Genomic DNA, 20,161 nt, shown 5'->3' on the forward strand with positions numbered 1-20,161 from the left:
CTTCTCTCCCAAAAATAGCCAAGCGCCACTGCATTGCTTGGTAATGGAGAAAATCGAGGGGTTGGATTTGTACCAATACATGGAACAACGAGGTAATCGCCCCATTGATGAAAAATTAGCACTTTTATGGTTAACCCAGTTGGCAAATATTTTGTATGAAGTGCATCAGCAGAACTTTTTTCATAGAGATATCAAGCCACCAAATATTATGCTCAAAGCAGATGGACATCTGGCTTTGATTGACTTTGGTACAGCAAGAGAAGTTACACGAACCTATCATCAAAAAGCAGCAGGACAGAATATAACAGGAATTATTTCACTAGGCTATACACCACTAGAACAAGCCAATGGTAAAGCCGTACCACAATCAGACTTCTTCGCCCTTGGTCGAACATTTGTTTATTTACTTACTGGCAAGTCTCCAGATCAATTTTCTGAAGGCCCGCGAACTGGTAGGTTAATGTGGCGAGACAGTGCCTTACAAGTTTCTAAGCAGGTAGCTGGTTTGATTGATTACCTAATGGAAGCATTTCCTGGCAAGCGTCCTCAAAATGCCCAAATGATTTTGAGGTGTCTATCAGAAATTAATTCAACTGTACAGTCATATTCTACTTCTTCTTCAGCATCACAATTACCACCTACAGAAATAGAAAAACCTAAACAAAGTAGGCAAATTAAAACGTCAGCGACTACTCAAATTCAATCTTCAAAAACTGAACCTGATATATTCTCTAGCAAGACTGCCCAATTCACAGGTGGAGTAATTGCTTTCGCTATACTTTTTTTAATTAAATTCGGTAGTTGGGTAATTCATAAGCCTTTTCAATCTCATCCAAGTCAGCCAGTTGTGACTTCAACACCAACTGAGCTACAAGCAAATAATTCTGAGCCAGCAAATACTGATTCCACTAATCAACAACCTCCTATTTCCGAAGAAAATATACCTTCAGGTGTTCCATCTGGTTGGAAGAAGTTTGAGGGTGGTGGCGCAGAATTATGGTTGCCTCCAAATTGGAAGACTATAGAATTAAGCCAAATATCTAACAAGAACTTTGGCTATTCAAGAAGTCTAGATCCCAATATGGAAAAGTTTTTTATTTATTTTAAACAATTATTGTCAACCGCATCCATCTTTTCTGTTAACCCCCCATCAGATCAATGGGCAATCGTTTTTAAAGAACAAATACCTGCTAATAATACATTAAAAACTTACTTACAAGAGACAAATAAAGCATTCTCGAATTCAAACCAAAGTCTTTTTCGTATAGTAGATATTCAAATAGGGCAAAATGATAAATATGAAAGAGGAAGAATAATATTAAAAATAAATAATGCATTAACAGAAGTAGTCTATTTAATCAAAGATAGACATACATTGTGGAGTGTAGGTTTTATTTGTAAATCTAATGATTTTCAAGACGATTTATCAATTTTTGAAACAAGCTTTTATACATTTTCATTTAATCAATAATTTGCAAATAAAAAATTGTTAAGTTATTTTTGTATTCACTATTTATCTACACAACTGAATATTATCTCAAATTATTGAGTAGGACTCCTATACTCTCATACTATACAAACCTCAGTATCACTCATGGGAAAAAGCATAGCCTAATATATGTACAATTCTAAAGCGATGTCTACGATAAGCTACGCTTACGCAATCTCTCACACCACATCATGAGCAACATTCCCCAAGTCGGACAACCAGCGCTAGATTTCTCCATTCCTGACCAAAATGGCAATTCAGTCACTCTCGATGACCTCAGCAGTCAGTGGATTGTCTTCTACTTCTACCCCAAAGATGATACACCGGGCTGTACCACCGAAGCAAAAGATTTCACCGATTTGTATCAAGACTTCAGCGCACTGGGAGCCAAAATCTTAGGTGTGAGTCCAGATTCGGGTAAGTCCCATTGTAAATTTATCAGCAAACATAACTTGTCAATCACCCTTTTAAGTGACCCAGAACATATTTTGACAGAAGCCTACGGCGCTTGGCGCTTAAAAAAATTTATGGGCAAAGAATATATGGGCGTTGCTCGCTCAACCTTTCTCATTTCACCTGATAAAATTATTGTCTATGCTTGGCCTAATGTAAAAACCAAAGGTCATGCTCAGGCAGTTTTAACTAAATTACGGGAATTAGCAGCCACGTAACGTAATTGGATGCAGGTATAGTTACAGCAATGCTACGTAAATTATATTTATAGTAATAAAGCAGGATGTGAGCAGCCTATTTGAGCAAAGTCTAGTGAAATGGCTCTATAAACTGCCAGCGCGATGATTGAAGTAAGAAATTAAACTTCTCGCAATTTGAAATAAACATGATTCAAGTCATCCAAGCTCAAAATATCACTCTCGCCTATTTAAAGCAAAAATTTGCTCTACACAAGTCTGAAGATGAGCAATTTTTTAGAGAGTGGTTTGATTACATTCCTGAAATTTCTGAATTAGAAAAGCAATACTTAGACAGAGTTAAAAATAACTATCTCAATGTGCTTGAAAATGCTCCTCTTTTAGAAGAAGCAGTAAAAATGGTAGTATTGTCTCCCCTGCTAGATTTGGCTGGTTTTTATCGTCATCCTTTTTACATCACTACAGAAGAAAGTTTAGAACTTAGTGAAGCAATTATCATTAGTAATGAAGTAAATACTGAAGAAACTAAAGAAATTATCAAAGGCAAAATTGATGTCTTAGTTCTTCAAGATCAGCTATGGTTACTGATAATTGAATCTAAGAGGTCTAGTTTTTCTTTGGCAAAAGCGATTCCTCAAGCACTGACTCATATGCTGGCTAATCCTCAGCCTGAGCATCCTGCATATTCCTTGGTAATAAATGGAGAAGATTTCCAATTTATAAAAATGATAAAACAAGATAAACCAATGTATGCTTTATCTGATAAATTCACTTTATATAGACGCAAAAATGAATTATATAAAGTTTTGAATATTTTAAAAAATTTAGGTAAAGTTTTAAGCTAATTATCTTTGAGCTTCCTATCTAGATTAATACTGGAACAGTGTGATAATAGTTATACTGCATCTTTATAAATGAATTATGGTTCAATTTATCCAAGCACAAAATGTCGGGCTTGCTTATCTAGAAGAAAGATTTGGTCTACAGATAGCCGAATATGAGGCATTCTTCACAGAATGGTTTGAGAATTTACCGGAAATTACAGATTTAGAAAAGCAAGATTTAGACAGAGTAAAACTTCATTTTCTCCGTTTAGTCAAGCGTCCTCCTTTGTCAGAAGAAACGGTGAAATTAGTAGTTTTATCTCCTTTACTCAATTTAGGTGGATTTTATGATGAGCCTTTTTATATGAGAGGCGAACAATCAATAGAAATTTCTGCGGAAGATGAAGGAGAAATTGTTAGAGGTAGAATTGATATTTTAGTTATTCAAGAACAATTATGGTTGTTAATAATTGAATCTAAAAGGTCTAGCTTTTCTCTTTTGGAAGCTGTACCTCAAGCACTTGCTTATATGCTGGCTAATCCTAGTCAAGACAAACCTGTTTTTGGATTGGTAACAAATGGTAGTGATTTTATTTTTCTGAAACTTAAGAAAGAAAATCAGCCAAAGTATGCTATTTCTGACCAATTTACACTTTTGAAACGGAAAAGTGAACTATATCAGGTTCTAAGTATATTAAAAAATTTGAGTCAAATTTTGAGTTAATAATTATGTCTATTCGTCCTATATACCTTGATTGCCATGCTACTACAGCCGTAGATGAACGGGTATTAGCAGCAATGCTCCCCTACTTCACAGAAAACTTTGGCAACCCAGCCAGTATTAGTCATGTTTATGGTTGGGAAGCAGAGGCTGCTGTCAAACAAACGCGAGAGATTTTAGCAGCAGCAATTAACGCCACTCCCGAAGAAATTGTTTTTACCAGTGGTGCAACAGAAGCTAATAATTTAGCTATTAAAGGTGTTGCAGAAGCTTATTTTAAAAAAGGTCAGCATATTATTACTGTTGCCACTGAACATAGTGCAATTATTGACCCTTGTAATTATTTACAAACTCTCGGTTTTGAAATTACTATTCTCCCAGTTTTAAAAGATGGATTGATTGATTTAAGTGAATTAAAAAAAGCTTTCCGTCCTGAGACGATTTTGGTGTCGGTAATGGCTGCAAATAACGAAATTGGTGTGTTGCAGCCATTGGCAGAAATTGGGGAAATGTGCCACGAACACAATATCATTTTCCACACCGACGCCGCCCAAGCTATTGGTAAAATTCCCTTAGATGTGCAAGCGATGAAAATTGACTTGATGTCGCTAACCGCACACAAAGTATATGGACCAAAGGGTATTGGGGCGCTGTACGTCCGCAGGCGCAACCCCAGAGTACAACTGGCTCCTCAGCAGCACGGCGGCGGACATGAACGCGGGATGCGTTCTGGGACATTGTATACACCGCAAATAGTCGGCTTTGGGAAAGCTGTAGAAATCGCTTTGGCAGAACAAGCAACAGAAACCCAACGCCTCACCCGGTTAAGGCAAAGCTTGTGGGAACAGCTTTCCCAACTTGAAGGAATTTATCTCAACGCACACCCTCAAAAGCGATTGGCGGGAAACTTGAATATCAGTGTTGAGGGGGTGGATGGAGCCGCACTTTTGCTAGGATTGCAGCCAGTAATGGCGGTTTCTTCTGGTTCTGCTTGCTCATCGGCAACCACTGCACCGTCCCATGTTCTCACAGCACTGGGACATTCCCAACAGCTAGCTTATGCCTCAGTGCGGTTTGGTATTGGACGGTTTAATACCCAAGAGGAAATTGATATTGTGGCGAAACATGCGATCGCTACTATTCAAAGTTTACGCAATACCTCTTTTATGGATTCTCCCGTAAGAAAGCGTCAATCTGATCTAGCTCCTGCTGATTAAGGCGAAATTCTCCAGCCCCGATGATTCCTTCCACCTGCTTGGGATTGCGTCCGCCAACGATCGCCCCTGTCAAAGCCGGATTATTTAAAGTCCAAGCGATCGCCACCTCACCGGGGGAGCGATCGTGTTGTTTACCAATGTGCTGCAACACCTCCACCAGCTTCAGGTTACGAGATAGACGTGGCTCCTGAAATTCACTATTCTTTTTGCGCCAATCATCATCTGGGAAATTAGCAACCCGCTCAGGTGTCATCTTTCCTGTAAGCAAGCCAGATTGCATCGGTGAATAAACAATCACACCGATGTTGTTTTCCTTACAAAAAGGTAGAATCTCCTTTTCAACATCGCGCTTAACCAGTGAATAAGGCGGTTGCAATGAGGTAACTGGTGCAATCTCCTGGGCACGTTTCAACTGTTCTACATTGAAGTTTGAAACCCCGATATAGCGAACCTTACCCTCATCCTTGAGCTTCGCCAAAGTCGTCCAGCCTTCTTCAATTTCTGAGTCAGGGTTGGGCCAGTGAATCTGGTAAAGGTCGATAGTTTCAATGTCGAGTCGGCGCAGACTAGCTTCAACCTCCCCCCGCAGAGAATCTGCCTTCAGGCTATTACCAATTTTGCCCTTTTCATCCCAGATCATTGAGCATTTAGTGAAAATGTAGGGGCGATCAGATCGACCTTTGAGCGCCTTAGCAACAACCTCCTCCGAATGCCCCAGACCATAGACAGCTGCGGTGTCAATCCAATTAACGCCCAGGTCGAGAGCGTGATTGATCGCTGCGATCGATTCCTGGTCATCCTGTTCTCCCCAACCAAAAGCCCATCCACCTCCACCGATCGCCCAGGCTCCAAAGCCGATTGGGGTAATGTTAAGCTCCGAATTGCCGAGCTGTTTGGTTTGCATATCTAGCTTCTCCAAAAATTTTTGAGTCAATTGCTAGTCTAGGCTGCAAATATCTTCTCAACCGCTATCTCAGGTGTGAATGACTACTACTGGAAACACGACAGACAATCACTACTTCTGTAGGATTACTAAATCCTAAAAGTTGTGTTGATACACACTACATATACACTAGACTTGCTTAAAGATGGTGACAGTTTAGGGTGTTTATCAAAATAGAGAAGTAATATGTCAGAAGATTTAAAAGGCAAAGTTGCGCTGATCACAGGTGCAAACAAAGGTATCGGGTTTGAGATTGCCCGCCAACTCGGTTCTAGAGGTGCTACTGTTCTTCTTGGTGCAAGAGGTATAGAACGTGGTGAAGAAGCGGCGAATAAACTTCGTTTAAATGAGATTGATGCTCGATCAGTTCAACTTGATGTCATCGACCAAAAAACAATCGACTCTACGGCTCAACAAATTGAGAGCGAATTCGGAAAACTTGACATTCTTGTCAACAATGCTGGGATAGCAAGTGATGGGGATCGCCTTCCACCCAGTCAAGTTGAAATTGAAACACTGCGACACACTTATGAAACAAATGTATTTGGAGTATTTGCAGTTACAAAAGCCCTGTTGCCACTTTTGAAGAAGTCAAAAGCAGGGCGAATAGTGAATTTATCAAGTGGTTTAGGTTCTCTGACTCAAAACTCTGACCCCAATTATGAGTTCGCTAATGCTAAGTCTCTTGCTTATAACTCATCAAAGACAGCATTGAATGCGATCACAGTTCTGTTGGCCGATGAACTTAAAGATACCCCGATTAAAGTCAATGCTGCTGATCCTGGTTTCACAGCAACTGACATTAATCAACACCGAGGGTACCGCACTGTTGAGCAGGGAGCGATCGCACCAGTAAGACTTGCTACTCTCCCTGATGATGGTTCTAGTGGAGGGTTTTTTAATGAAAATGGCGTGGTTCCCTGGTAGAAAGTAAAGGGGCATGGGGCACTTGTACTGAGCGTTGTCGTAAAGCCTGCGGCATAGCTACGCCCTAAGCGCCAGCCTCTCCAAAAGTTGTATTGAGCAGAAGTTAGAAAACTCGTTTCATCCACCTTTGAACTGGATGAATCCACCTTTAATACTCGTTAACGAATGTTTGAACTAGATGAATCCACCTTTAATACTCGTTAACGAGTGTTTAAACTGGATGAATCCACCTTTGATACTCGTTAACGAGTGTTTGAACTGGATGAATCCACCTTTGATACTCGTTAACGAGTGTTTGAACTGGATGAATCCACCTCATAATTCCGTTTATCCACCTTGTCCCCTTGTCCCCCACTCCCCACTCAATAGGGATTTGAATCAATCCGTCCCCTTTTAACACTCCTGAGATAGTAGCCAGAAGTTGGTCTGTTATTAAGATTAAAGGTGTCCCCCCTGCGAACTTTCCAAATTTTGTAATTGGAAAAGGTCAAAGGCGTTCGGGGTTCGCATACTTCCGGTATATGATTACCAAGTACAAAGTACACCGCACCCCTACCCATAACTTTCACCAAACCGTTTTTATCCACAAGAACCGATGTACTTTCACTAACCCCTATGCCCAAAACACTGCTAGATACACCGTCCTTAATTTGACGAGCAATAAAAGTCATAATTCGACCCATCCTTTCCCGCCTATCGAAGTGCGTATCTACGAGAGTTCCCTTCAAATTGCTCCAATTGAAAAAGTTGTAACTAAAAGTTATGTCCCGGTAAGGATCTTCGAGTGCGTCTCTAGTTTCAATGCCTTTTTCGGAAGAAGCACAAGCATCATAGACACAATCACTTTGAATCATCGCACCCGCACTGGTGCCACCAACACCACCACCCTTAAGGTAAACTGACTTAACGGCAGCCTCAAGCTTAGTATCTTTCCAGTAGCGGATGTATTCACATTGGTCGCCACCAGCAAAGAAAATCACATCAGCATTTCTGACTTTTTCATAAATCTCAGCTTTGTTTGCTTCTTGTCTACTGCGAATCACAAGAGTTTCCACAAATTTTACGCCCTTCATGGCATAAATTAGCCGATTGTAATCGTGATTACCATTAGTGCGGATAACTACAACATTAACTTTAGTGGTGGAGTCACTACCTCCCCTGACTTCATTAATCATCCACTGGATGGCATCATCGACATCGGGGCCACCCCCACCTAAGCTCAGAACCGGGCCCGCCAACGAAGAACGGACATCAAAATCAAAGGAGGGGGAGGGGTGGACATCAACAGTGTCACCCAGGAAGTAGCGTTTCCAGTTTTCGATAAAACGGGCTATAAGGAAGGTTCCCATATTCAACAACTTGATTCCTGTACTATTCAAGCGCCTTGCTATGCTTGGGAATGCCTTTGTCATACTAAGCTACTGGAGCAAACTGCAATTATTGCTAGGCTGTTACGCATTTTAATTGCTTATTTATTCGTGATCGTCCTTGATCATTAGTCCTTAGTCACTTGTATTTACAATTTGCCCTTAGACAAAAGACTAATGACAGTTTTAACGAAAAAATCTGCAATTTAAACGCGCACTAGCTTAACTCTGGCACTACAGAGGGTAGAATTTCCAGCGTACAGGGCTTGTACTGTTTTTTAACGCTATAAGAACCCAGAGTAATCATTAATTCTCTGTCCTACTCTGCGAAAATCTCTACATTGCTTGTGTCCTTTATAGTCCAATACGCTTGGGTTAAAATTTCAAATAAAATTTACATTGGATTTAGATCCCCGACTTCTTCAAGAAGTCGGGGATCTAACAAGTCGTTTACCAGACAACTTGCGATCGCTCCAAGGCAACTCGCTGATATACTTCTTCAGTTTGCTTGGCTAATTTTAGCCAGCTAAAGCGCCGCTCTAAATCCTTATAAGCATTATCCACCAGCCATTGCCGATAACCTGGATTGTTCAACACTTCCAAAATTCCCCAAGCTAAAGAATCGGGATTATTCGCCCAAGTAACAATGCCTGTTTTGGTATGTTGCACCACTTCTGGTAAACCACCAGTATCAGAAACTACTACAGGAACGCGAGAAGCAAAGCTTTCTAAAGCCACAATCCCAAAAGGTTCGTAAAGGCTGGGAAATACTGCACAGTCAGCGACAGTTTGGAATCTATCTAAGTATCTATCAGAGAGAAAACCTGTAAAATAGCAATGATGCCAAATTCCCAAATCCCAGGCTTGGCGCTTGAGATGGTCAGTATTGCCGCCACCAACGATGACAAGTTTAACGTTACCTCCCATTTGGGAAAGGATCTTAGGTACGGCATTGAGCAATACAGGTACACCCTTTTCATAGGTCATGCGACCGAGGTAGTAAACGATTTTCTCATCGTCTGTAGCGAATTGGCGGCGAAAATTCACAGCATGAAAATCTACATGATGTTGTTTCTTTTCGGCTCGGATACCGTTATAAATGACATCAATTTTGTCCCAAGGACTGTGTAGTACTCGTTCTATTTCTTGGCGCATATAGTCGCTACAAACAATAATCCGCCAAGCGTTGAAAGCCAGCAAGTTTTCTTTGCCATTAATATAGCCTTGGATGTCAGTGTGAATACCGTTATAGCGCCCGTATTCTGTAGCGTGAATTGTGGCAATTAGTGGTATTTGGAAATTATGTTTGAGAGCGATCGCAGCATCTCCTACTAACCAATCATGGGCATGAATTAAATCAAACGATCCCTCCTCTAGAATCAACTTACCACCGTGATCTCCCATACTCAGGTTGAGATTGACTACCCAGTGGAAAAAGTCGTTACTATAGCCGACAGGCACCCGATGCACCTTTACGCCCTCAACCACCTCATACATTGATGCCTGACCAAACTCTGCTGTAATCAGGTGGACTTCATGCCCTAGCTTTACCAGTTCCGGGTACAACTCCGCTACATGCCGCGCAATTCCCCCAACAATCCTCGGCGGAAACTCCCAACTCAGTACTAGTATCTTCATCTGCTAGACTCCCCGACGCTTTACAAATATCTAAAAAACTACATTTATCTAAAAATACAAGGATGCTGAATGCAGTGAGTATGTTTACTAAAATTTTTAGATGTCTTTGACAGTGATTTTGTTAAAGCTTATCAAAGGTTATCAACTGTATGCTATGGATAATAAGCAAGGTCAGGGTAAGCGCATCTTGTCAATAAATCCTCAAAGATGATCAATAAGTAAGCATTATTGATCATCTTTTAGGCGATACCAAATAGCCCATCATAGACATCGCTTTGAGCCTTGCGAAACAAATCAAACGAGAAACTTTGATTATTCCTTCATCCACAAACCAAGATTTTTGTCAAGACTAATTTAGATGTGCTTACCCTGTAAGCAAGGTACAATTCGTAATTTGTAATTCGTAATTAGGACAATTGAGCGCCCGTTTTGCAACTCAGGCTTTAAGAAGAGGTAAGTAGCTGTTCAGTAATTTCTAGGCTTTCAAAAGCATTTGAGCCTGTAGAAAAAGATTGTCTAATACCATTTCACTTTAATAATGATACAAATACGTTGGTAGGCACATGGCAATGCCCCTATAATAAATCTATCTGTATCAGGGTTTTCGTGAATTGGTATAACTCGTTTTCCCAATTTTTCGTTTGAAGCGTCTGAACTTGAATCTGAGTTTGTTTATTTTGATGAATTTGACGAAATTGAAGGCATTAACTCCCCCCAACCCTAGTAGGGAAGGGGGTTAGGTCTATTTTATGTTTTTTCAGGTCGAGGTGTAGCCGCAGCCAACTGTCTGTGAAAATTAAGCACTTTTAAATTAGCTTTGATCCAAGCGCAATACTGCCATAAAGGCTTCCTGGGGTACGTCCACTGTACCTACAGATTTCATTCGCTTTTTACCTTTTGCTTGCTTCTGTAATAGTTTCTTCTTCCGGCTGATGTCACCACCGTAGCACTTGGCTAACACGTCTTTCCGCAAGGCGGGGATGTGTTCGCTGGCGATAACTTTACTGCCAATAGATGCCTGAATTGGCACTTTAAATTGATGGCGGGGAATTAGTTCTTTGAGTTTTTCTGCCATTGAGCGTCCGACGTTGTAAGCTTTATCCCGGTGTACAATCATCGCCAAAGAATCTACGGGATCGCCGTTAATCATGATATCCAGCTTCACCAGAGGATTTTCACGGTAGCCAATCAGGTGATATTCCATGCTGGCATAACCGCGCGATCGCGACTTCATCTGGTCAAAAAAGTCAGTCACAACTTCCGCCAAGGGGAGTTCGTAAGTGAGGGTGGTTCGTCCTTGGGTGAGATATTTCATATCCTTGAAAATGCCACGGCGATTTTGTGACAACTCCATCAAGGTGCCGACATAGGTTTCCGGCGTAATCATCTCTACTTGGACGTAGGGTTCTTCAATTTTTTGGCGATCGTTGGGAGAAGGTAGACGGCTGGGATTATCGATGTACAGTTCCTCCCCTTTCAGGGTGATCACCTTATAAACCACCGAGGGGGCTGTAATGATTAAATCGAGATTATACTCTCGCTCTAGCCGTTCCTGGACAATTTCCATGTGCAGCAAGCCCAAAAACCCGCAACGGAAACCAAACCCCATCGCGCTAGAAGTTTCTGGTTCGTAGTGCAGCGCCGCATCGTTGAGTTCGAGCTTTTCTAAGGCTTCCCGCAAGTCTTCAAATTGATCAGCATCAATGGGGAACATGCCACAATAAACCATCGGGTTGGCTTCTGCGTAACCTGGTAAGGGTGACTCCGCTTTCGCCTTACTTAAGGTAATTGTGTCTCCCACCCGCGCATCAGCTACAGCTCTAATTGCCGCTCCCAAATAGCCGACTTCCCCAGCGTGCAGTTCTTCAACTTGCTTTTGAGTAGGAGAAAGAACGCCTAACTCATCAATTTCAAATTCTTTACCAGATGCCATTAAATGGATGCGATCGCCTTTTTTCACGGTGCCATCCATCACCCGGAAATACACAATTACTCCCCGATAGCTGTCATAATAGCTATCAAATATTAACGCCCGTAAGCGTTCATTTATCGTATTGGGTGGTGGCGGTATCCGCTCGACAACTGCTTCTAAAATCTGATCAATACCAATTCCTTCTTTAGCAGAGGCCAGAATCGCCCCACTGCAATCTAGACCAATAATTTCTTCAATTTCACCTATTACCCGTTCTGGTTCAGCCCCTGGCAAATCAATTTTATTCAAAACCGGGATAATTTCCAGGTTATTCTCTAACGCTAAATATACATTCGCCAAAGTTTGCGCTTCCACACCTTGGGACGCATCTACTACCAATAGCGCTCCTTCACAAGCTACAAGAGAGCGGGAGACTTCATAAGAGAAATCCACATGTCCCGGAGTATCAATTAGATTCAGCACATACTGCTGACCATCCTTAGCTGTGTAGTTCATCCGGGCAGCTTGCAGCTTAATTGTAATCCCGCGCTCCCGTTCCAGATCCATATTGTCGAGAAACTGTTCCTTCATCTGTCGGTCTCCAACAGTGCCAGTAGCTTGCAGCAAGCGATCGGCAAGGGTTGATTTCCCGTGGTCGATGTGAGCAATAATACAAAAATTGCGAATGCGAACTGCGGGAACGTCAGTCATATACTATCTTTGCCTTAGCAGCAACCAAAGTTAAAAGAGCAATTTACTTAATGTATTTTAATGCTTTATTAGCCAAGACGCTTCTAGCTTTTAGTGCTGAGTGCTGATACCGATTACCTGTGAGGTTGCTTTAGAACTTGGAACCCCAAGTCTCACCAAGCTTAATTTTTTGCAGTTTCACAAAGAATTGGTATGAGTTAGGAGTTATCATTCTCCCTCATCTCCCTCATCTTCCCCTGCCTCTCTTCACCCCATCTTTAAGTTTCGATCTAAATAGGTGGACTTTTAAGAATATTATGAAAGTCTATTTGTCACTGCTAGTAATCATCAGCTAGGAGCGTACAATAAATGTAAGTAAGTACATGTAGGGATCGTGGGCAATTACCACCCGTAAATGCCCGGAATCACTGATTTCTCGGCAAAACTTATAAAGCTATTGTCTAGTCAGTTATATGAAAAATGCGATTTGAAAGTTAAAGCTGTTACTTTGGTGCTATTTCAGGGAACTATCTAACTGTGCCCTTGAAGATTTTTCAACGAATTAGCCCAAATGATGAATATAACTACTTTACAAAACTTTAGACAAAACCAATTCAGAGTATATCAAATCTATGAATATGCAAGAGAAAACTACCGAAGCGGAAAACACACGAGCCGATAAGGTAGAAATTGCTGTCCGCCTAGACTCAGAGTTACTAGAGCAAATTCAGCATCTCACCAATGATCCCAGTAAAGTCATTGAAGTGGCGATTCGCCAGTGGTTACGGGGTGAAATCCTTAGGGATGATGAACTGACACGCACCCCTGTGCGTACCCCTGTTCCTCCTCGGGGTGAATGGAACGATTGACGTGATCAATCAGCTGTCAATGCAAGTTAAAAAAATGAAGTTTGTCAATCTAGATTTCAAAACACCAAGAAATACCCAATAAAACGAAAAAGCTGTAAAAATTTCTGCAAAAATTTGAACAGCTTTAGTAAAATTACGGTCGGATACCCTTTGTCTATCCAACTCAATTAATGACTATTACTGCCAATTCCCAATTGCCAAATGTATTTTCCCAAAATCTGGAATCTATCACCAGTAAGACTGATGGCTCATTACCAACTCAAGGAGCCGAGTTGGTGTATACGCAAGATGGGGCAGGGCGCTATCTGACCTTTTGTTGGCAGCACAGCGAACTCCTGGGGTTAAATACTGAAAAAGTAGTTGACGATCTGAACCAGTCCCAAACCTTTGCCCCAGTGGATAAGGTTACTTATTTGGAACGATTGCAGCGAATTTTGACAAGTTTGATGCCAGAAAGGTTTCAGTGCTGGTTTAGCTACCACCAGAAATTATTTGAATTGGACTTAGTGATTAGTCCGATTATGCCGAGTTTGGGAACGACTGCCACTACAGTTTTAGTGATGGGAAGGTTAGTGCAAGCGACACCAAACAAAAAACAAGTGCGTATGGCATCAAAAACGCCCACACAAATAGAGTTGGCTTTACGTTCACAGCAACACCAAAAACTGGTAAATCGTATTACCAGAAATATTCGCCGGACATTGGATTTCGATATTATTTGGCAGCAAACAGTTGACAGTTTAGGGAAAGCACTGCGGCTAGAGCGCTGCATTATTTGTCGTCCTTACCAGCCTTGTAGCTTAAAAGTGAAAGTGATGGCTGAGTATCATCAGCCAGAACTCAACTCAATCATACTAGGCTCAGAAGAAATAGATATAGCTTCTGAGCCTGCCTTTGCTCAGGCTTTGACAACCCTAGAACCAGTTGTGATGGAAGTGCCTGGATACACATCTGGGCGGCAGAAAACTTTGGTGATTGCGACTTGCTATCAAGACCAAGCCAATGGATTGGTTGCCTTGACTTGGCAGGATGAATGCTACACACTAACAGAATCGGAATTAGAACTGGCAAAAGAAGCAGCAGATCAATTAGGAACTGCGATCGCACACGCTACTTTATATAAAGAATTAGAAGCAGCGCGTCAAAAAGCCGAAGAAGCTTCCCGCCTCAAAAGCGAGTTTCTGGCTAATGTATCCCATGAAATTCGTACCCCCCTCAACGGGATGATCGGCTTTTTGAAGCTGATTTTAGAAGGGATGGCAGATGATCCAGAAGAACAAAACCAATTTTTGGCAGAAGCTCACCAATTATCGATACATCTGCTGAATATCATCAACGATATTTTGGACATTGCCAAAATTGAAGCGGGCAAAATGGATCTAGTTTACGCTCCTGTCAAGCTAGATGAGCTATTCAGTGATGTAGAAAGTTTCATGCGTCCCCAAGCAGAAATGAGAAACCTCAGCTTCCGGATGCAAATGCCTGCTACCTCTGACGAAATCATTGTCCTAAGCAACTACCAACGATTGCTACAAGTTATGCTCAATTTACTAGGTAACGCCATCAAATTTACTCATGAAGGTGGTGTCACTGTCAGTGCCGATTTAGTACTCAAAAAAGCGAAGCCGAACTTTCAAGGTCAGGAATTTCCTGGCATGGTGAGAGTCCGTGTGGCAGACACTGGCATCGGCGTTTCTTTGGACAAACAAGATAAACTGTTTCAATTATTCTCTCAGGTGGATGGCTCCCGCACTCGCCAGTACGGCGGTACAGGTTTAGGACTGGCAATATCCCAGAAGCTAGTGGAGGCAATGGGCGGCGAGGTACATTTTTATAGTCTGGGCGAAGGACTTGGTTCAACAGTGACATTTACAGTGCCACTATATCAACAGCCAGTCATGGTTTCATCTAGTGATAGCGACTCAACAAACAGTGCTGAGTGCTGAGTTAAGAGTTAGGATACTTGGCAATACTGGGTTTTAAGTTTTAAACATTATTATTTAATAACAAAATTGGGGATTGGAGATTGGAAAGAATTCCGTCCCTAGTCCACAAAATTGTATAATTATAGGCTGGTTTGAGGAAAAAACACAACAAACGCCTAAATGTTGGCTTTCGCTTTGTTCTACTCAATTTACGAAAAATAGTATTTTTAACCCCTTTTTACGGTGACGTATAGTTAAAAGCATTAAATCCTGCGTTCGTTAGACTGCAAAGCAGAATCTAAAGGCTAGAGTAAAGTAAGAGGCTCACACCAACGTAATTACTGTCTTCTCTACCAGACGCCCTCTCAACGCAGCCTCAACTCTTAGAGAGGCTGCGCCAACGAGTCCGCCTACAGAGTGTCATTAGTAATTATGAATTACGAATTGTTAATGCCCAATGACGCCACTTGCCTCAACCGGGGGAACCCCAGCAACGCAGTGGCTCTCCCCAATGCCCATCATTAACTTAGCAGGTCTAAAACTATGGAACTCACAATTGACAATGTTGAAACAGTCTTAGATGAAATGCGCCCTTATCTGATGTCTGATGGCGGCAACGTGGAACTCGTAGAACTCGATGGACCTGTTGTAAAACTGCGGTTGCAAGGTGCTTGTGGTTCTTGCCCCAGTTCTGCAATGACCCTGAGAATGGGTATTGAGCGCCGCCTCAAGGAAATGATTCCCGAAATTGCAGAAATTGAGCAAGTGGTGTAAAAGTTAGGAGTTAGGAGTTAGGAGTTATGAGTTTTGAATCAACTCCTAACTCCTTATTCTTAACTCCTAACTATTCTTATGTCCCATCCTCTTTACATCGCTTTTATCTGGCATCAACATCAGCCGCTGTACAAATCTCCTGGCAGCGGCGTTTCGCTATCTTCGAGTCAGCAGTACCGTCTACCTTGGGTACGTTTACATGGGACTAAAGATTATTTGGATCTGGTATTGCTATTAGAGCGGTATCCTAAGTTACACCAAACAGTGAATTTAGTTCCATCGCTGATATTGCAACTTGAAGATTATATTGCTGGTACTGCTTTTGACCCTTACCTTACAGCCAGCTTGACACCAGATGAACAACTCAAGCAGCAACAGCGGGAATTCATTATCCAACACTTTTTCGATGCCAATCACCACACCCTGATTGACCCCCATCCCCGCTATGCCGAGTTGTACCAGCAAAGGCAGGAGAAGGGGCAAGCTTGGTGTTTGGCAAATTGGGAATTGCCAGATTATGGTGATTTGCTAGCTTGGCACAATTTGGCTTGGATCGATCCGCTCTTTTGGGATGACCCGGAAATTGCTGCTTGGTTAAAACAGGGGCGGAATTTTACTTTAAGCGATCGCCAGCGCATTTATTCCAAACAGCGAGAAATTCTCAGCCGCATTATCCCCCAACATCGAAAAATGCAGGAGGCGGGGCAGTTAGAAGTTACCACCACGCCTTATACTCACCCGATTTTGCCCTTACTAGCTGATACCAACTCTGGTCGGGTAGCTGTGCCTAATATGATATTGCCTGAGCAGCGATTTCAGTGGGCAGAAGATGTTCCCCGCCACTTGCGGAAAGCTTGGAACTTCTATAAAGAACGCTTTGGACAGATACCTCGTGGTTTGTGGCCTTCGGAACAGTCAGTAAGTCCACAGATACTTACAGACATTATTAACCAAGGATTTAAGTGGATATGCTCAGATGAAGCCGTCTTAGGGTGGACGCTGAAAAACCTTTTTCATCGGGATGGGGCGGGGAATGTGCAGCAACCAGAACTGTTGTACCAACCGTACCGCCTGCAAACCGCAGAAGGCGATTTGTCAATTGTGTTTCGTGACCACAGATTATCAGATTTGATTGGCTTTACCTATAGTGCGATGCCAGCAAAACAGGCAGCAGCAGACTTAGTGGGACATTTGCAAGCGATCGCTAAAATGCAAAAAGACAGTCAAAGTGAACAACCTTGGCTAGTTACCATTGCTTTGGATGGGGAAAATTGCTGGGAATTTTATCCCCAAGACGGCAAACCCTTCCTTGAAGCTTTGTATCAAAGTTTGAGCGATGAACCCCACCTCAAACTCGTCACCGTATCTGAATTTCTGGAAGAATTTCCAGCCACAGCCACTATTCCCGGAGGGCAACTACATAGCGGTTCTTGGGTGGATGGCAGCTTCACCACTTGGATCGGCGATCCTGCCAAAAATCGTGCTTGGGATTACTTGATAGAAGCCAGGAATCTGTTGGCAAGTCATCCCGAAGCAACGGAAGAAAACAACCCAGAAGCGTGGGAAGCATTATATGCCGCAGAGGGTTCTGACTGGTTTTGGTGGTTTGGTGCAGGACACTCCTCAAATCAAGATGCCATCTTTGACCAGTTATTTCGAGAACATCTGTTTGGCATTTACAAGGCATTAAATGAACCTGTACCGTCCTATCTCAAGCAACCAGTGGAAATCCACGAAGCACAGGGAAACCACACCCCACAAGGGTTTATTCATCCCGTCATCGATGGTAAAGGTGATGAACAAGATTGGGACAAAGCTGGACGCATAGAAATCGGTGGGGCACGGGGGACAATGCACAATAGCAGTGTCATCCAGCGACTTTGGTATGGCGTGGATCACCTCAATTTTTATTTGCGGCTGGACTTTAAAAGTGGCGCTGCACCAGGGCAAGATTCGCCAACAGAGTTGAATCTGCTGTGGTTTTATCCAGAAAAAACAATGGTCAACAGCCCAGTTCCCTTGGCAGATTTACCAGATGCAGCCCCACTTAATTACCTTTTCCACCATCTTTTGGAAATTAACTTGCTGACACAATCGATTCAGTTTCGGGAAGCTGGAGACAATTGTCAATGGCATCCCCGTTTCAGTCGCGCTCAAGTAGCAATAAATAGTTGTTTAGAGTTGGCAGTGCCGTGGGCAGACTTGCAAGTTCCGCCAGATTATCCGTTGCGCCTGATTTTGGTGCTTGCGGATGAAGGGCATTTTTCCAATTACTTACCAGAAAATGCTTTGATTCCCATTGAGGTGCCTTAGAACTCACTACCCTTGGTGTCACAAAATACTTATACCAATTCTTTGTGAAACTGCACAAAATCAGGCTTGGTAAGACTTGGGGCAAAATTCCCTTGTTCTATGTAACCTCACAGGTAATCAGTATTAGTCCAGTGGGCGTTTAACTCTAGCTACTATCTCAATTTACAAGACTTAGGGCTTAACAAGGGGCAAAATCCCCTTGTTAAAGGTCGGCAAAGTTGCGCCACTACAGGTGATTTATGTGTTGCAGAGATTTTTGGAAAACATATTTAATTCTTTCTTGTCAATCCGTAAGTTCTACAAAAATTTATTTTTGCTTTTTGAATTTTTAATAGAAAAGTAATGATGATTTAGCAAAGATGCAGTAATTTTACTGTTGCCAAGGAATATTTATCGTAAAATTAGAGACATCTCAGAGTAAATATTCTATACTAATGAATCGCTTTTATCAGAAAATAACGAATTCTCTAGAGAGCATTTCACAGCAAACTCAACTTGGTCAGATGTGTGGTTCCAAGAAGCTATTTCGCGATCGCTATGAAATATTGCAAATTTTGGGTAGAGGTGGTTTTGGCATTACCTTTTTAGCCAAAAATACCATATTACCTGGAAAGCCACTGTGTGTTATTAAACAGCTTTGTCCGAAAGTGACTAATCCGCAAAGTTGGCAAAGGGCATGTATGCGCTTTGAAAAAGAGGCAAGAACTTTGGGTCAACTCGGTAGTCATTCCCAAATTCCCATGTTATTAGACTACTTTCAGGCGAATGGAGAATTTTTTTTAATTCAAGAATACGTACCGGGTTTGACTTTGGCACGAGAAGTGCGGCAAACTGGACCCAAAGGTGAAACCTCAGTTAAACATTTTTTACAAGAATTATTACCAGTATTACAGTATCTTCATCAACATCGTGTAATTCATCGGGATATTAAGCCTCAAAATTTATTGCGGTGTGAGGATGATGGGCGGCTAGTGCTGATTGATTTTGGTGCGGTAAAAGAGCAATTAGTTGACGTTTGTGAAAAGTCAATCAATCAAGCTGCACACACCAATTTTATTGGGACTAGAGGATTTGCACCACCAGAACAGTTTTCTCTACATCCAGTTTATGCCAGTGATATTTATGCACTGGGTATAACTTGTATTTATATGTTGACTGCTAAAAATCCTTTAGAGTTTGAATACGACGCGAATTCTGGTGAGATATGCTGGCAAAAAGAGGTAAATATTAGCAACAGTTTCGCTCATATTTTAGGAAAAATGGTGAAAGTTACGTTAAATGAGCGGTTTAAGACTGCCGATGAAGTGATGAAAGCTTTAAGTAATAAAAGCTATTTGCCTACTTTGGCTAACTGTCTAACTACCCAAAAATCAAATAATAAAAGTATTACACAACACGAAAATTCTCCCGAAAATCCTGATGTATACATACCACCTGCTGCCAGAACTGCTAGTGCTATTCGGAAATGGAGAGCAAAGCTCAAGTAAACAAGGTGACAAAATTAAGGTTGAAGCTTTATTTGGCTAAGGTATCAAATGAATAATTAATTATGGGCGATTTAAAATATTAAAAACAAATCTAGTAAGCATTTTGACTTGATTTCATAGTCAGTAATGGTTAATTAATCAGGGTTTAACTTAATACTTAGTCAATTGTCGCTTGCCAATATACAAGCAAAATTACTAGGGCTAACATTTCGGAAAAAATTTCTATTCAGATTATTATATAATCGAAAGAATAATTAATATTATGGCTCTCGTAGTTTTCCACAGATAAGGAAGACTGACCACTATTTACAAACGCTAACGATATAAGTAATTCCCCAATCCCCAGACAGGGTTTTCTACCACAAGTAAGCGAGAGTCAATTTTCTTAAGGGAAATGTTAGGGGCAAACTTAGCC

15 protein-coding genes are annotated in these 20,161 nt (G+C 41.7%); 11 read left to right on the forward strand and 4 right to left on the reverse strand.

The annotated features are described in order from the left end of the window. Positions 1–28 precede the first annotated feature (28 nt). From V7K21_RS25600 to V7K21_RS25620, 5 genes are all read left to right on the forward strand, one after another. Positions 29–1,471, forward strand: coding sequence for a serine/threonine protein kinase (locus tag V7K21_RS25600; protein ID WP_335178244.1), 1,443 nt, complete (start codon positions 29–31; stop codon positions 1,469–1,471). 209 nt (positions 1,472–1,680) lie between these two features. Next, positions 1,681–2,160 carry a thioredoxin-dependent thiol peroxidase gene (gene bcp / locus V7K21_RS25605; protein ID WP_335178209.1) on the forward strand — a complete coding sequence of 160 codons (480 nt, stop codon included), beginning with the start codon at positions 1,681–1,683 and terminating at the stop codon, positions 2,158–2,160. Positions 2,161–2,327: 167 nt separating this feature from the next. Then, positions 2,328–2,984: a type I restriction endonuclease gene (locus V7K21_RS25610; protein WP_335178211.1), complete on the forward strand. Its 657-nt coding sequence runs from the start codon at positions 2,328–2,330 to the stop codon at positions 2,982–2,984. Positions 2,985–3,060: 76 nt separating this feature from the next. Further along, a complete protein-coding gene (locus V7K21_RS25615; protein WP_335178213.1) occupies positions 3,061–3,687 on the forward strand; it encodes a type I restriction endonuclease in 627 nt (208 codons plus the stop codon). Between the two features lie 5 nt (positions 3,688–3,692). Then, positions 3,693–4,901 (forward strand): cysteine desulfurase family protein, encoded by a 1,209-nt coding sequence (locus tag V7K21_RS25620; protein WP_335178215.1) that lies wholly within the window; start codon positions 3,693–3,695, stop codon positions 4,899–4,901. Here V7K21_RS25620 and V7K21_RS25625 read toward each other — a convergent pair. After that, the gene (locus V7K21_RS25625) at positions 4,849–5,805 is read right to left on the reverse strand and encodes an aldo/keto reductase (protein WP_335178217.1); all 957 of its coding nucleotides are present in this window, start codon (positions 5,803–5,805) and stop codon (positions 4,849–4,851) included. The two genes, V7K21_RS25620 and V7K21_RS25625, sit on opposite strands and share 53 nt — an antisense overlap. 225 nt (positions 5,806–6,030) lie before the next feature. On the opposite strand from V7K21_RS25625, the gene V7K21_RS25630 reads away from it, so the two are divergent. Continuing rightward, the gene (locus tag V7K21_RS25630) at positions 6,031–6,771 is read left to right on the forward strand and encodes an SDR family oxidoreductase (protein ID WP_335178219.1); all 741 of its coding nucleotides are present in this window, start codon (positions 6,031–6,033) and stop codon (positions 6,769–6,771) included. Between the two features lie 362 nt (positions 6,772–7,133). On the opposite strand, the gene V7K21_RS25635 is transcribed toward V7K21_RS25630, so the two are convergent. From V7K21_RS25635 to lepA, 3 genes are all read right to left on the reverse strand, one after another. Further along, positions 7,134–8,183, reverse strand: a complete 1,050-nt coding sequence (locus V7K21_RS25635; protein ID WP_335178221.1) for a cyanophycinase — start codon at positions 8,181–8,183, stop codon at positions 7,134–7,136. 405 nt (positions 8,184–8,588) lie between these two features. Next, complete coding sequence (locus tag V7K21_RS25640; RefSeq protein WP_335178223.1) at positions 8,589–9,776, reverse strand: glycosyltransferase family 4 protein; 1,188 nt, start codon at positions 9,774–9,776, stop codon at positions 8,589–8,591. Positions 9,777–10,587: 811 nt separating this feature from the next. Further along, positions 10,588–12,399 (reverse strand): translation elongation factor 4, encoded by a 1,812-nt coding sequence (lepA, locus tag V7K21_RS25645; RefSeq protein ID WP_335178225.1) that lies wholly within the window; start codon positions 12,397–12,399, stop codon positions 10,588–10,590. Positions 12,400–13,010: 611 nt separating this feature from the next. Here lepA and V7K21_RS25650 point away from each other — a divergent pair. The 5 genes from V7K21_RS25650 (at position 13,011) to V7K21_RS25670 (ending at position 19,746) form a co-directional block, all read left to right on the forward strand. Beyond that, positions 13,011–13,247 carry a hypothetical protein gene (locus V7K21_RS25650; RefSeq protein ID WP_012408258.1) on the forward strand — a complete coding sequence of 79 codons (237 nt, stop codon included), beginning with the start codon at positions 13,011–13,013 and terminating at the stop codon, positions 13,245–13,247. 170 nt (positions 13,248–13,417) lie between these two features. After that, the gene (locus V7K21_RS25655) at positions 13,418–15,193 is read left to right on the forward strand and encodes an ATP-binding protein (RefSeq protein WP_335178227.1); all 1,776 of its coding nucleotides are present in this window, start codon (positions 13,418–13,420) and stop codon (positions 15,191–15,193) included. Positions 15,194–15,715: 522 nt separating this feature from the next. Then, positions 15,716–15,946 (forward strand): NifU family protein, encoded by a 231-nt coding sequence (locus tag V7K21_RS25660; protein ID WP_012408256.1) that lies wholly within the window; start codon positions 15,716–15,718, stop codon positions 15,944–15,946. A 78-nt stretch (positions 15,947–16,024) separates the two neighbouring features. Further along, positions 16,025–18,259 carry a glycoside hydrolase gene (locus V7K21_RS25665; protein WP_335178229.1) on the forward strand — a complete coding sequence of 745 codons (2,235 nt, stop codon included), beginning with the start codon at positions 16,025–16,027 and terminating at the stop codon, positions 18,257–18,259. A 434-nt stretch (positions 18,260–18,693) separates the two neighbouring features. Then, positions 18,694–19,746, forward strand: a complete 1,053-nt coding sequence (locus tag V7K21_RS25670; protein ID WP_335178230.1) for a serine/threonine-protein kinase — start codon at positions 18,694–18,696, stop codon at positions 19,744–19,746. Positions 19,747–20,161: the final 415 nt, after the last annotated feature.

The organism is Nostoc sp., assembly GCF_036919595.1.
In the GTDB taxonomy this organism is placed as follows: Bacteria; Cyanobacteriota; Cyanobacteriia; order Cyanobacteriales; family Nostocaceae; genus Nostoc.

Coding starts and splice junctions, on each gene's coding strand:
- V7K21_RS25655 (WP_335178227.1), top strand. CDS start 13,418: ATGACTATTACTGCCAATTCCCAATTGCCAAATGTATTTTCCCAAAAT.
- V7K21_RS25635 (WP_335178221.1), bottom strand. CDS start 8,183: ATGACAAAGGCATTCCCAAGCATAGCAAGGCGCTTGAATAGTACAGGA.
- V7K21_RS25620 (WP_335178215.1), top strand. CDS start 3,693: ATGTCTATTCGTCCTATATACCTTGATTGCCATGCTACTACAGCCGTA.
- V7K21_RS25610 (WP_335178211.1), top strand. CDS start 2,328: ATGATTCAAGTCATCCAAGCTCAAAATATCACTCTCGCCTATTTAAAG.
- V7K21_RS25630 (WP_335178219.1), top strand. CDS start 6,031: ATGTCAGAAGATTTAAAAGGCAAAGTTGCGCTGATCACAGGTGCAAAC.
- V7K21_RS25660 (WP_012408256.1), top strand. CDS start 15,716: ATGGAACTCACAATTGACAATGTTGAAACAGTCTTAGATGAAATGCGC.
- V7K21_RS25665 (WP_335178229.1), top strand. CDS start 16,025: ATGTCCCATCCTCTTTACATCGCTTTTATCTGGCATCAACATCAGCCG.
- V7K21_RS25640 (WP_335178223.1), bottom strand. CDS start 9,776: ATGAAGATACTAGTACTGAGTTGGGAGTTTCCGCCGAGGATTGTTGGG.
- V7K21_RS25650 (WP_012408258.1), top strand. CDS start 13,011: ATGAATATGCAAGAGAAAACTACCGAAGCGGAAAACACACGAGCCGAT.
- V7K21_RS25615 (WP_335178213.1), top strand. CDS start 3,061: ATGGTTCAATTTATCCAAGCACAAAATGTCGGGCTTGCTTATCTAGAA.
- bcp (WP_335178209.1), top strand. CDS start 1,681: ATGAGCAACATTCCCCAAGTCGGACAACCAGCGCTAGATTTCTCCATT.
- lepA (WP_335178225.1), bottom strand. CDS start 12,399: ATGACTGACGTTCCCGCAGTTCGCATTCGCAATTTTTGTATTATTGCT.
- V7K21_RS25625 (WP_335178217.1), bottom strand. CDS start 5,805: ATGCAAACCAAACAGCTCGGCAATTCGGAGCTTAACATTACCCCAATC.
- V7K21_RS25670 (WP_335178230.1), top strand. CDS start 18,694: ATGAATCGCTTTTATCAGAAAATAACGAATTCTCTAGAGAGCATTTCA.